Below are 12,450 nucleotides of genomic sequence, written 5' to 3'. Positions count from 1 at the left end.
CATGGATCTTGGACTCAATGACCGGGTGTACCTCGTCACCGGAGCCACCCGCGGGCTGGGCCTGGCCACCGCGCGTGAGCTGGTCGCCGACGGCGCCAAGGTGGTCGTCACCGGGCGCGACGCGGACACCGCGGCCGCCACCGCCGCCGAACTGGGCCCCGGTGCCCTCGGGGTCGGCGCCGACAACGCCGACCCCGCCAGCGCCGAGCGGCTGATCACCACCGCCCGCGATCACTTCGGCCGCTTCGACGGGGTGCTCATCAGCGTCGGCGGGCCCCCGGCCGGGCCCACCGCCGACATCACCGACGCCCAGTGGCGGACCGCGTTCGAGTCGGTCTTCCTCGGCGCGGTCCGGCTGGCGCGCACCGCCGCCGCGGCGCTCTCCCCCGGCGGCGTGATCGGCTTCGTGCTGTCCGGGTCCGTACGGGAGCCGATCCCGGGCCTGACCGTCTCCAACGGGCTGCGCCCGGGGCTGGCCGGGTTCGCCGCGTCGCTCTCGCGGGAGGTCGGCCCGCTGGGCATCCGGGTCGTCGGCCTCCTCCCGGGCCGGATCGACACCGACCGGGTGCGGGAGCTGGACGGCCTGTCGGGGGACGCGGAGGCGGCGCGCGAGCGGAACGCCGCGGCGATCCCGCTGCGGCGGTACGGCACGCCCGAGGAGTTCGGCAGGACGGCGGCGTTCCTGCTCTCCCCCGCGGCCTCCTACGTCAACGGCGTGATGCTCCCGGTGGACGGCGGCGCCCTGCACGGCATCTGACCGACGGCCCGTCCCACCCGGACCGTACGGGGGCGCCCCGAGCTGCCCGGGTACCGGGCCCCGCCCAGACGCACCCGGGGCACTCCCGGCCGTCCGTTGAGCCCGGCTGACCGACACCTGGACGGGCCGGGCCGCGCGAGGCCGCCCCATCGAGGCCCGACCAGACGCGCACCGGCACGCGCCAGGGCGCCGGGCACACCGGCGATCAACACCTGGGGATTCCCGGGCGCCCCCGAGGCCCCGGGCCCCACACCGGGAGGTGTCGGCGGCACCGGCGGCGGCACATCCGGGCGTCCGGCGCCCCGGCGGCGGGTGGGCGGCTCTGCGGCGCACGCTCCGCCAGCGTTCCGAGCCCGAGACGGGTCCCGGCCCACCCGGACGCGCACCGGGCCGTGCCAGGCCGCCGCGTCGAGGCCCGACCAGACGCGCACCGGCACGCGCCAGGGCGCCGGGGCGCTCCCGGCCGGCACCTGGGTGGGTGGCTCCCGGCCGCCACCTGGCCCCGGCCCGGTGGCACCGGCACCCTGGCGGCGGGTGGGCGGCTTACAGCGCCCTTTCCGCCCGGTGCCGGCTGCCTCGCAGACGTACCTCCGCGGGTAGGCGGGCCAGCCCCGCTGAGCCCCGGGCGTGCTCCAGCGCCTCGTCCCTCAGCCGTTCCAGCGTCACCACCGGCTCCGCGCGGGGCTCCAGCACCAGGCCGATCCGGGCCTCGGGGGCGGTGCGGCGCCTGCCGCGCAGGAGCGCGTCGGCGCGCTCGACGCCCTCCAGTGCTTCCGCCTCGGCCGCCAGCACCGCTTCCAGGGCCCGGCCGCGCAGCAGCGCCCCCTCCCCGTCGCCGGTTTCCACCAGCACCTCCGCCAATCTGCGCCGCCGCAGTTGGGCCAGCGCCCACCACACCGCGAGCAGCACGACCAGGGCGAGCACCCCGATGACCACCGGCCACCACCACGAGGCGTCCCGCCAGCGGGCGCGGTCCGCCCGGCTCAGCACCACATCGCCCCGCCCGTCGAACGGCGGCCATCCGGCCAGCGCCAGTGCGCCCACGGCCAGCAGCACCACGCCGACGACCGCCAGCAGCACCCGGTTGACGATCCGCAGCATCGCCGCTCACCCCTTCGCCGGTCGCCGGACCCGGACGGTCAGCCCGGGCCGCCGGGCGAGCCCCAGCTGCCGGATGCCCTCGCCGAGCACCGTGACCAGATCGGCTCGTACGTCGTCCAGATCGCGGAAGTGCGCCTGGGCCCGGGCCCGGACGCGGTGGCGGCCGACCGAGACCCGCACCGAACGCACCCCGGACACCTCCATCGCCCGGTCGCGCAGCACCAGTCCGGCGGCGCCGCGGTCGATCCCGGCGCGGATGCCGTCGGTCTCCCGCATCGGCAGCAGACCGCGCAGCCCCGGCGTCACCGCCAGCACCACCATCCACACGCCCACCACGACCAGGGTGGCGGCCACACCCACCACCCAACCGTCGTCGAGGGGCCGGGTGGCGAGCTGATCGGCGAGCCAGCCCCGCCACTCCATCGCGGTCCGGCCCGCGCGCACCGCCGCCACGTCGTACAACAGCAGCCCGGCCGCGGCGGTGACGGCCAGCGCGACCAGGGCGGCCGGGACCCGCCGCGCGGACCAGAACCGCCCGGTGCGCCGGTGCTCGTCACCGGTGCCCTGGCCCGACTCCGGTTCGTACGCCGCCATCGATGCGGACTGCCGTACCTTGTGCTCCGCGTTCATCGCAACCGGTCCTCGTTCATCGCACCCTCCCCCGCTCCGCGCGGTCCAGCGGCGGCGAGTGCAGCCGCTCCACCGTCACCGCCACCTCGGGCACCTCCATACCCGCCAACGCGCCGATCCGCTCCCTGACCTGACGGCGCACCGCACCGCACTGCGCGCCGATGTCCGACGGGTAGCCGAGTTCGACGGCGACCCGTACCCGTGCGACCCGCTCGTGCACCGCGACGACCGCGTGCGGCGGCAGCGTGTCCGCGCTGTCCAGCGCCTCCCGCGCCGCCTGCGAGGCGATCTTCGCGACCACGCGGTCCGCGATCCGTGTCGCGCCCCGCTCCCCGGGTTCGACCACGACGCCGCCTCACCGGTGCCGTTCGCCGCGGCCGCGGGAGCGGAAGAACTCGCCCGGCTCCAGGTCCCCGTCCAGGAACCGGCCCGCGACGAACCCCACGAACCCCAGTGCGGCCACCAGCAGAAAGGCCCCGAATCCGCCGAAGTATCCGGCGAAGGCCAGCGCCATCCCCGCGATCATCCCGACCACGGCCATGCTCATCGTGTGCTCCCCTACTGGAGCCGACCGGAGCCGTCACCGGCCTACTGGAGCCTGGGCTCCGTCGATTCCTCTGCTTCGTCCGGCAATTTCACATCGCTGACCGCGATGTTGACCTCGACCACCTCGAGCCCCGTCATCCGCTCGACCGCGGAGATCACGTTCTCCCGTACGGCGCGGGCGACATCGGCGATCGAGACGCCGTAATCCACCACGATCTCCAGGTCGAGGGCGGTCTGCACCTCGCCCACCTCGGCCTTCACCCCGCGGGCGACCGACCGGCTCCCTCCCGGCACCCGGTCCCGTACGACCCCGAAGGTCCGCGCGAAACCGCCGCCCATGTCATGGACCCCGACCACATCGCGGGCCGCCATCCCGGCGATCTTCTCCACGACACCGTCGGCGATGGTGGTACGCCCCCGGGATCCGGGGTCGCCCCCTCCGCGCCGGGTGGGGACGGGCCCGCCGCCCAGTGTCCTGGGGGTGGCGGCGGACGGCTCGGTGGCGGGGTTCTCGGGCCGGTTCTGTGGTGCGGTCTCGGACATCACCGATCGTCCCTTCCGAGGAGAAGAGTTCCGCGGCGAAGAGCGTGTTCCTGACGCTGCTCGCCACCTCTACTGCCACAGTAAAGGCGCTTTCCCCGAACCGCCCCGGAGATGCGGCACTCGCGCGATCAGGCGCCGGAAAGTACCGCACCGCCGGGATCTGCGGCAGGCTGAACCCAGTGGCACACAGCGCGTCACACAGGCCGTGAGGGGTGATGACGGTGGTCACGGGCCAGCTCGCACACGCGGTGCGGCAGCAGCTGCGGCTCGGCAGGCTGCTGCCCGTGGGCGGACCGCAGGACGGTACGTGGCTGACCGAGCAGGCGGCGGAGGGGGTGCTGAGGCGGGCCGCCGCCGGGGTGCCCGGGGTCCGGCTGGACAGGCTCCGGATCGGACCGACCGACCCCGACGCGGTGGGCGTGCCCGCCGTACCGTCCCCGCCGAGCGCGCTGCCGCCGGTGCCGCTGCGGATCGACGCGGAGTGCGGGGCCACGGTGGACGAACCACTGCCGGTGGCGGCTGACCGGCTGCGGGCCGCCCTGCTCGGGGCGGCGACGGACCGGCTCGGCCTGGCAGTCGACACGGTGGATCTCCGGGTGGCCGAGGTGCTGGACGGGCCCCCGCCGCCGCTGTCGCCACCCGGGAAGCCGGACGCGGGGCGGCCGGTGTCGCCGGAGACGTCCGGCAGCCGTGAGGCGGTGGCCGCCGCGGCGGCCACGGCGGTGCCCGGGGTGACGCGGCTGGCGCCGGTGCTGGGGTCCTCCCGCGGTGTCCACACCGACGGTGCGCATCTGCGGCTGGAACTGGCGGTGGCGGCCGATCACCACGCGCTGGACGTGGCCCGGCGGGTACGGACGGCCGTGGCGGACGCTGTCCCGCGGCCGGTGACGGTGGCCGTGCTGATCACCGCGGTCGATGTGATCGCGTGACGTCGCGTCCGCCGCGGCGCAACCGGGGCGGCATGACCGCGCGGTCGGTGGCATGCGGGTACGGCGCCGCCGCCGCTCAGCGGTGGGCCTCGGTGCGCAGGCCCTCCACCGCGCGCTCCAGCTCCGAGACCCGGTCGGCCAGCGCGTCCGCCTCGGGGCCGTCGGCGCCGCGCAGCAGCATCTCGGTACTGGCCAGCTGTTCGGCGATGGTCACGAACCGGTCCTCCGAGGGGGTGACCCGGTCGCCGATCAGCCGCCGTCGCAGCTGCTGTGCCTGGGCCTCGAGCTGGCGGTTCTTGCGGTGCAGATCCAGGAAGACATTGACCTTCGTCCGCAGCAGCCACGGGTCGAAGGGTTTGGTGAGGAAGTCGGCGGCGCCGATCGCGTAGCCGCGGTAGGCGTAGTCCGAGTCGGCGTCGGTCCCGGTCAGCAGGATGATCGGAACGTCCTTGGTCTGGTCGAGCCGCTTGATGTTGGCCGCGGTCTCGAAGCCGTCCATGCCCGGCATCAGGACATCGAGGAGCACCACGGCGAAGTCCTGCCGCAGCATCGCCTTCAGCGCCTCCTCACCGGAGTGGGCGCGGACCAGCTGCTGATCGAGCGGGCCGAGCACGGCCTCCAGCGCGATCAGGTTCTCCTCCATGTCGTCGACGATCAGGATTCCGGCCTTGTCGGAGGCGCTGGTGGTCATGACTCCCCCTGCCTCGGCCGGGGCGGACCGGTCTCCCCGAACCCGCTCTCGTCCGGCTCGTTCTCGGTCTCGTCGGCACCCTGGGCCTCGTCCAGGGCGGGGTGGCCGTCGTCCTCCGTCCGTGGCACGTCCGTCGTCTGTGGCATGTCCGTCGGCGGGCCCTCGCCCCCTTCCGGAGCCGCGCCGCCCTCGGGGTCGAGCAGATCGACGATGGCCGACATCAGCCGGTCGACATCCACGGGCTTGGGCACATAGCCGTTGGCACCGCTGTCGATGGCCTTCTCGCGGTCGCCGGGCATGGCCTTGGCGGTCAGCGCGATGATCGGGAGTTCGGCGAGCCGGGGGGTGCTGCGGATGGCGCGGATGGTTTCGTACCCGTCCATCTCCGGCATCATCACGTCCATCAGGACCAGGGAGACGTCCGGGTTGCGGTGCAGCACCTCCAGGCCCTCGCGGCCGTTCTCCGCGTACTTCACGGACACCCCGACCCGGCCCAGCACATGGGTGAGCGCGAAGACGTTCCGGATGTCGTCGTCGACGATGAGGATGCTGCGTCCGGTCAGCACCCGGCCGGGGCGGCCGACCTGCCACTCCTTGAGCCGGGTGGTCTCCGGCCATGCCTCGTCCCGGCCGTCGGGCGTGGCGCTGCCCAGCTCGCCGACATCGCCGAAGACGCCGCTCGGGGCGTGGTCGGCGGTGTCCGGCAGCGGTTCTTCGGGGGCGGGCAGCACCGCCGGGACGGTGGAGCCGGTGGCCCGGGGGTCCGAGGGGTCGGGGGCGGGCCCGACCCCGGTGTAGTGCGAGGGGATGTAGAGGGTGAAGCAGGAGCCGACGCCCAGTTCGCTCTCGGCCACGATCCGGCCGCCGAGCATTCCGGCGATCTCCCGGCTGATGGACAGACCGAGGCCGGTGCCGCCGTACTTGCGGCTGGTGGTGCCGTCGGACTGCTGGAACGCCTCGAAGATCACGGGCAGTTTCTCCGGCGGGATGCCGATCCCGGTGTCGGTGATGGAGAAGGAGACGACGGCGTCGGCGGCCCGCAGCGTCTCCTCTTCGAAGTCGGTCTCGGGCGACCGCTCGACCCGCAGGGTGACACCGCCGGAGGAGGTGAACTTCAGGGCGTTGGAGAGCAGATTGCGCAGGATCTGCTGGAGCCGCTGCTCATCGGAGAACATCTCGCGCGGTACGTCCTCGCCGACCGCGATCTCGAAGGACAGCCCGCGGTCGATGGCGAGCGGCCGGAAGGTGGCGTTGACGTAGTCCAGCAGCTTCACCAGCGGCAGCTTCTTCGGGCGGACGTCCATCCGGCCCGCCTCGATCTTCGACAGATCCAGGATGTCGTTGATCAGCTGGAGGAGGTCGGAGCCGGAGCGGTGGATGGTGGTGGCGAACTGCACCTCCTGGGAGGAGAGCCGCCCGTCGGCGTTGTCGGCGAGCAGCCGGGCCAGGATCAGCAGGGAGTTCAGCGGGGTGCGCAGCTCGTGCGACATGTTGGCCAGGAACTCGGACTTGTACTGCGAGGCGGTGGCCAGCAGCGCGGCCTTCTCCTCCAGCTCCGCGTTGGAGCGCTGGAGCTCGTTCGACCGCTGGCGCAGCTCGGTGGTGAGCCGCTGCGATTCGGACAGCAGCGACTCGGTGCGGGCGTTGGCGATGATGGTGTTGATCGAGACGCCGATGGTGTTGACGAACTGGTCGATGAAGGCGAGGTGGACCTCGCTGAACCGGCTGAAGGAGGCCAGCTCGATCACTCCGAGCAGCTGGTCCTCGTAGAGGATCGGCAGGATGACCACGCTGGCCGGGAGGGCGGATCCGAGGCCGGAGTTGATGGTGATGTAGTCCGGCGGGACGTTGGTGATCAGGATGCGCTTCTTCTCCAGGGCCGCCTGGGCGACCAGGCCCCGGCCGGGGGTTCCGGTCCGCGGCAGCGGGCCGTTGTCCTGGTTGGTGCCGTATCCGGCGATCAGCTCCAGGTCCTCACCGGGTACCGCTCCGGCGGCGCTGAGGAAGAACGCCCCGAACTGCGCGTTGACCAGCGGGGTCAGCTCGCGCAGGATCAGGTCGGCGACCTCGACCAGATCGCGGTGCCCCTGCATCAGGGAGGCGATACGGGCGAGGTTGGACTCCAGCCAGTCCTTGGCGCGGGTGGTCTCGCGGAGGTTGGCGACCATCAGGTTGACGTTGTTCTTCAGCTCGGCGACCTCGCCCTGGGCCTCGACCGAGATGGAGCCGGACAGATCGCCCTGGGCCACGGAGGAGGCGACCTCGGCGATGGCGCGCACCTGGGTGGTGAGGTTGAGGGCGAGGTCATTGACGCTGGTGGTCAGCCGCTTCCAGGTGCCGTAGACCGCCTCGACCCGGGCCTGACCGCCCAGCCGCCCTTCGCTGCCCACCTCGCGGGCCACCCGGGTGACCTCGGAGGAGAAGGCGGAGAGCGTGTCGACCATCGTGTTGATGGTGGTCTTGAGCTCCAGGATCTCACCGCGCGCGTCCACGTCGATCTTCTTGGACAGATCGCCCTGGGCGACGGCGGTGGCGACCTGGGCGATGTTGCGGACCTGGGAGGTCAGGTTCCCGGCCATGAAGTTCACGTTGTCGGTGAGGTCCTTCCAGACTCCGGAGACGCCGGGGACCTGGGCCCGGCCGCCGAGTTCGCCTTCGGTGCCGACGTCGCGGGCCACTCGCGTCACCTCGTCGGCGAAGGCGCGGAGCTGCTGGACCATGGTGTTGACGGTGTCCTTCAGCTCCAGGATCTCGCCCCGGGCATCCACGGTGATCTTCTTCGACAGATCGCCGTTGGCCACCGCGGTGGTCACCTGGGCGATGTTGCGCACCTGGGAGGTCAGGTTCAGGGCCATGAAGTTGACGTTGTCGGTCAGTTCCTTCCAGACCCCGGACACACCGCGCACCTGGGCCTGACCGCCCAGGTTGCCTTCGGTGCCGACCTCACGGGCCACCCGCGTCACCTCGTCGGCGAAGGACGACAGCCGGTCCACCATGGTGTTGATCGTCGACTTCAGCTCCAGGATCTCGCCCTTGGCCTCCACCGTGATCGTCTTGCTGAGATCGCCCTCGGCCACGGCGGTGGCGACCTGGGCGATGTTGCGGACCTGGGAGGTGAGGTTGTCCGCCATGAAGTTCACGTTCTGGGTGAGGTCTTTCCAGACCCCGGAGACCCCGCGGACCTGGGCCCGGCCACCGAGCATGCCCTCGGTGCCGACCTCACGGGCCACCCGCGTCACCTCGTCGGCGAAGGCGGAGAGCTGGTCGACCATGGTGTTGATCGTCGACTTCAGCTGGAGGATCTCGCCCCGGGCGTCCACGGTGATCTTCTGCGAGAGGTCACCGGTGGCGACGGCGGTGGTCACCTGGGCGATGTTGCGCACCTGGGACGTCAGGTTGGACGCCATGAGGTTCACGTTGTCGGTGAGGTCCTTCCAGACCCCGGAGACCCCGCGGACCTGGGCCCGGCCACCGAGTTCGCCCTCGGTGCCGACCTCACGGGCCACCCGCGTCACCTCGTCGGCGAAGGCGCGGAGCTGGTCGACCATGGTGTTCACGGTCAGCTTCAGTTCGAGCAGCTCACCGGTGGCCTCGACGGTCACCTGCTGGGTGAGGTCGCCGCGGGCGACCGCCGTGGTGACCACGGCGATGTCCCGGACCTGGGCGGTCAGCCGCGAGGCCATCGTGTTGACGGCCTCGGTCACATCGCGCCAGTCGCCGGAGAGCCCCTGGACCTTGGCCCGGCCGCCGAGCCGGCCCTCGGTGCCGACCTCGCGGGCGATCCGGGTCAGCTCGCCGGTGAACAGCGAGAGCTGGTCCACGGTGCGGTTCACGCCCCGGCCCAGGCGGCGCAGATCGCCGCGGAGCTGGCGGTTGCCGTCGTGCAGATCGACGCGCTGGGTCAGATCGCCGGCCGCGACCGCGTCCAGTACCCGGGTGGCGTTGGAAACCGGCCCGACCAGCGCGTCCACCAGTTGGTTCGCCGCGTCCACACTGGCCGTCCAGGCCCCTTGGCCGGGGCTGGCGCCGATCCGTTCGTCCAGCCGTCCCTGGCGCAGCACCTCACGGCGTACCCGCTGGAGTTCGTCGGCCAGATGCGCGTTGCGCAGTACCAGTTGGTTGAAGACTCCGGCCATCTCGCCGAGGACACCCTCACCGGAACCGTCCGCACGTACGGTGAAATCGCCGTCGCACAAGGCATTCATGGCCGCCAGCAGGGATCGCAACTCTGCTGAGCGCACGGCCTCCTGTCCCTGGTGCAGTCCGGACGGCGGGGCGGGCCCCGGGTGCTCTTCGGGAGAGAGCCGGGCAGCGGCGGTATCGGTGGGATTCGGGTCGAGGGCCATGGCGTCGCCCCTTAAGATCATTTTATATCCCTATGTCTGTCATAATATGGCACCTAGATGGCCTAATCCGCCCTAAATACCCTGGAGCCGCACGTGGGAGCCTTGCTTCCTCTCTCGCGTGAGTCCGTCTCACGGACGACGCTGCCTGGAAGCGTGCGCTCCCCCGGGGCGGCCCGGGCCTTTGTCCGGACCGCGCTGACCGGGGCGAACACGGCGGAGACCCTGGGGCCGCGCACCCTGGGCGCACGGCTGGTGGACGACGCGGTACTGCTGGTGAGCGAGTTGGTCACCAATGCCGTACTGCACGCGGGCACCCGGGTCGAAGTCGTCTGCCGCATCCAGGCCGGGCACAGGCCGGCCGAGCCCGCCCGGCCCACCGCCCCGGAGGAGCCGACCGTCCGCGAGGACGAGCCGCGGCACCCCGGGATCGTCGTGGAGGTGGCCGACCTCCATCCCGCCAGCGCGGTGTACGGCGGACCGGACTCCCAGCGCCGCGGCCGCGGCCGGGGGCTCCAGCTGATCGGCGCGCTCGCCGAGTCCTGGGGCGTGACCTATCACCGCACCCGGAAGACGGTGTGGTTCCGGCTGGACGCCGAGGAAGCGGAGCCCGAAATCCACGCCGTTCCCACCAGCGCGCTCGGCCGTGAGCTGCGGTTCGCCGAAACGCTGGCCCCCTCCCCGCTGCGCGGACGCCGTGACACCACCGCCGAATGGGTCGACCGCGGCGGGCCGTCGTTCCTGGCCGAGGCCAGTGAGCTGCTGACCGGGCAGCTCGACGAGAACATGGTCGCCGCCCTCGCCGGGCAGCTGCTGGTGCCCCGGCTGGCCGACTGGTGCGCGGTCTGGCTGACCACCGAGGCCGGAGGGCTGGAACTGGCCCGGGTCTGGCACACCGACGAGCGCCGTATCGACGCGCTGCGCGTGGTCCTGGAGCGGCATCCGCCGCCGACCGGGCTCGGCACCGCGGGCACCCCCTGGCCCTGGCCGCAGATCGCCGACACCCATGGCACCGGCGGCTCCGCGCTGGCCTTCCCGCTGACCGCCCACGGCCGCAGCCACGGAGTGCTGCTGCTCGGACGGGCGGGCGTGGCCCAGATGACCGAGGGTGTGGTGCGGCTGTCGGAGGATGTGGCGCGGCGGGTGGCGCAGGCCGTGGCCACCGCCCGGCAGTACACCCGGCAGGCGACGATCAGCAGGGCGCTGCAACGCCGTCAGCTGCCCACCTCACTGGCCCGTATCCCGGGGATCGACACGGCGATCGTCTACGAACCGCACGGCGAGGGCCAGACCGTCGGCGGCGATTTCTACGACCTGTTCCCCATGGGCGAGCGCTGCTGGTGCTTCCTGCTGGGCGATGTCCAGGGCAGTGACCCGGAGGCCATGTCGGTCACCGGTCTGGCCCGCCATCTGGTCCGGCTGCTGGCCCGTGAGGGCCATGGCGTGGAATCGGTGCTCAGCCGGCTGAACCAGGCGCTGGTGGAGGAGGCCACGGAGGCGGTGGCGTTCGGCGGCGAGCAGGCCCGTCCGCGCTTCCTGAGCCTTGTCTACGGGGAGCTGGAGCTTCCCGCGGACGGCGGGAGCGGCGCCCGCTGCACCCTGGCCAGCGCCGGGCACCCGCTGCCGCTGCGGCTGACCCTGGACGGTGCGGTGACGCCCGCGGCCACGCCCCAGATGCTGCTGGGCATCGACGAGAACACCGAGTTCCACGCCGACGCCTTCGACCTGGCGCAGGGCGAGACGCTGCTGTGTGTCACCGACGGGGTGACCGAGCGGCGCAGCGGCAACCGCCAGCTGGACGACGACGACGGCCTCGCCGACATTCTGCGGGGCTGTGTCGGGCTGGGCGCCAAGGCGGTCGCGGAGCGGGTGCGGCGGGCCACCCACGAGTTCAGCCCCGAGCCGATCGACGACGATCTCGCGGTGCTGGTGCTGGAGGCCGTGCCCCCCGTGACGGTGTCGCTGCTGCGGGAGACCGGGGACCCGGGGCGGGCATGACGGGGTGCGGGGGCCGGTCCGTATGACCCCCGCACGCCCCGGGCTACTCCGCCAGGCCCGCCAGTTCGCGCAGCCGACGCGCCTGGGCGGCACGCTCGGCGGCGCGCTGCTCCTCGTAGGTACGGTCGACGGCGCCACGCAGCAGCGTCTTGGTTTCGATCACGGCGTCCCGGTCCGCGGCGAGCAGCGCAGCGGCGAGGTCCTGGACGGCGCCGTCCAGCTCGGCGGCGGGCACGACGAGGTTGGCCAGCCCGGTGCGCTCGGCCTCCTCGGCGTGGACGAACCGCCCGGTGGCACAGATCTCCAGCGCCCGCGCATAGCCCACCAGACCCACCAGCGGATGGGTGCCGGTGAGGTCGGGAACCAGCCCGAGGCTGGTCTCGCGCATCGCGAACTGCACATCGTCCGCGCACACCCGCAGATCGCAGGCGAGCGCGAGCTGGAACCCGGCGCCGATGGCATGCCCCTGGACGGCGGCGACGGACACGATGTCGTTCCTCCGCCACCAGGTGAACCCCTCCTGGTACTCGGCGATGGCGGCGTCCAGCTCGGCGTCCGAACCGCGCGCCAGATCGATGAACGACGGCTCGCCGTCGAAGCCCTCGGGCGTGAACGCCTGGCGGTCCAGGCCCGCCGAGAAGCTCTGGCCCTCGGCGCGCAGCACCACCACCCGCACACTGCCCGGCAGCAGCCGTCCCGCCTCGGCCAGGGCCCGCCACATCGCGGGCGACTGGGCGTTGCGCTTGGCAGGACGGGCCAGGGTCACCGTGGCGACCGCATCATCGACGGTGAGCTGAACGCCGTCCTTGTCGAGCAGGGTCACAGGAAGCCTCCGGTCGGCCGCAGTCAGTACAAGTGACTGCACAGTAACCACCCGGCTGGACCGCCGGTCAACCGGGTGGCACTGCCATA

General features: G+C 72.6%; 11 protein-coding genes. 3 read left to right on the top strand and 8 right to left on the bottom strand.

Features of this window, described 5'->3' with window-relative positions:
* The first annotated feature begins 1 nt into the window (after position 1).
* Positions 2 to 757: an SDR family oxidoreductase gene (locus HUT19_RS31250; RefSeq protein WP_176183663.1), complete on the top strand. Its 756-nt coding sequence runs from the start codon at positions 2 to 4 to the stop codon at positions 755 to 757.
* Positions 758 to 1,300: 543 nt separating this feature from the next.
* On the opposite strand, the gene amaP is transcribed toward HUT19_RS31250, so the two are convergent.
* Genes amaP through HUT19_RS31225 form a run of 5 tightly spaced genes read right to left on the bottom strand, consistent with a single transcriptional unit; the run spans position 1,301 to position 3,577 of the window.
* Entirely contained in the window at positions 1,301 to 1,858 is a 558-nt protein-coding gene (gene amaP / locus HUT19_RS31245; RefSeq protein ID WP_176183662.1) for an alkaline shock response membrane anchor protein AmaP, read from the bottom strand.
* 6 nt (positions 1,859 to 1,864) lie between these two features.
* Entirely contained in the window at positions 1,865 to 2,452 is a 588-nt protein-coding gene (locus tag HUT19_RS31240) for a DUF6286 domain-containing protein (RefSeq protein ID WP_254886248.1), read from the bottom strand.
* Between the two features lie 52 nt (positions 2,453 to 2,504).
* Complete coding sequence (locus HUT19_RS31235; RefSeq protein WP_176183660.1) at positions 2,505 to 2,834, bottom strand: Asp23/Gls24 family envelope stress response protein; 330 nt, start codon at positions 2,832 to 2,834, stop codon at positions 2,505 to 2,507.
* A gap of 9 nt (positions 2,835 to 2,843) precedes the next feature.
* Positions 2,844 to 3,035, bottom strand: coding sequence for a hypothetical protein (locus tag HUT19_RS31230; protein WP_176183659.1), 192 nt, complete (start codon positions 3,033 to 3,035; stop codon positions 2,844 to 2,846).
* Positions 3,036 to 3,076: 41 nt separating this feature from the next.
* Complete coding sequence (locus tag HUT19_RS31225) at positions 3,077 to 3,577, bottom strand: Asp23/Gls24 family envelope stress response protein (RefSeq protein WP_176183658.1); 501 nt, start codon at positions 3,575 to 3,577, stop codon at positions 3,077 to 3,079.
* Positions 3,578 to 3,792: 215 nt separating this feature from the next.
* Here HUT19_RS31225 and HUT19_RS31220 point away from each other — a divergent pair, with 215 nt between their 5' ends.
* A complete protein-coding gene (locus tag HUT19_RS31220; protein WP_176183657.1) occupies positions 3,793 to 4,506 on the top strand; it encodes a hypothetical protein in 714 nt (237 codons plus the stop codon).
* A gap of 76 nt (positions 4,507 to 4,582) precedes the next feature.
* On the opposite strand, the gene HUT19_RS31215 is transcribed toward HUT19_RS31220, so the two are convergent.
* Together HUT19_RS31215 and HUT19_RS31210 are read right to left on the bottom strand one after the other, a co-directional pair.
* Positions 4,583 to 5,197, bottom strand: a complete 615-nt coding sequence (locus HUT19_RS31215; RefSeq protein WP_176183656.1) for a two-component system response regulator — start codon at positions 5,195 to 5,197, stop codon at positions 4,583 to 4,585.
* Positions 5,194 to 9,402, bottom strand: coding sequence for a HAMP domain-containing protein (locus tag HUT19_RS31210; protein ID WP_176187504.1), 4,209 nt, complete (start codon positions 9,400 to 9,402; stop codon positions 5,194 to 5,196). Before HUT19_RS31210 ends, HUT19_RS31215 begins: the two co-directional genes overlap by 4 nt.
* 234 nt (positions 9,403 to 9,636) lie before the next feature.
* Between HUT19_RS31210 and HUT19_RS31205 the strand changes: the two genes are divergently transcribed.
* Positions 9,637 to 11,538: a SpoIIE family protein phosphatase gene (locus HUT19_RS31205; RefSeq protein ID WP_176183655.1), complete on the top strand. Its 1,902-nt coding sequence runs from the start codon at positions 9,637 to 9,639 to the stop codon at positions 11,536 to 11,538.
* Between the two features lie 43 nt (positions 11,539 to 11,581).
* Here HUT19_RS31205 and HUT19_RS31200 read toward each other — a convergent pair whose 3' ends face one another.
* Positions 11,582 to 12,388, bottom strand: a complete 807-nt coding sequence (locus HUT19_RS31200) for an enoyl-CoA hydratase/isomerase family protein (protein WP_176187502.1) — start codon at positions 12,386 to 12,388, stop codon at positions 11,582 to 11,584.
* Between the last annotated feature and the right edge of the window lie 62 nt (positions 12,389 to 12,450).

Origin of the sequence: Streptomyces sp. NA02950 (genome assembly GCF_013364155.1) — a bacterium.
Lineage (GTDB): Bacteria > Actinomycetota > Actinomycetes > Streptomycetales > Streptomycetaceae > Streptomyces.
This window is presented reverse-complemented; position numbering and strand designations above follow the sequence as displayed.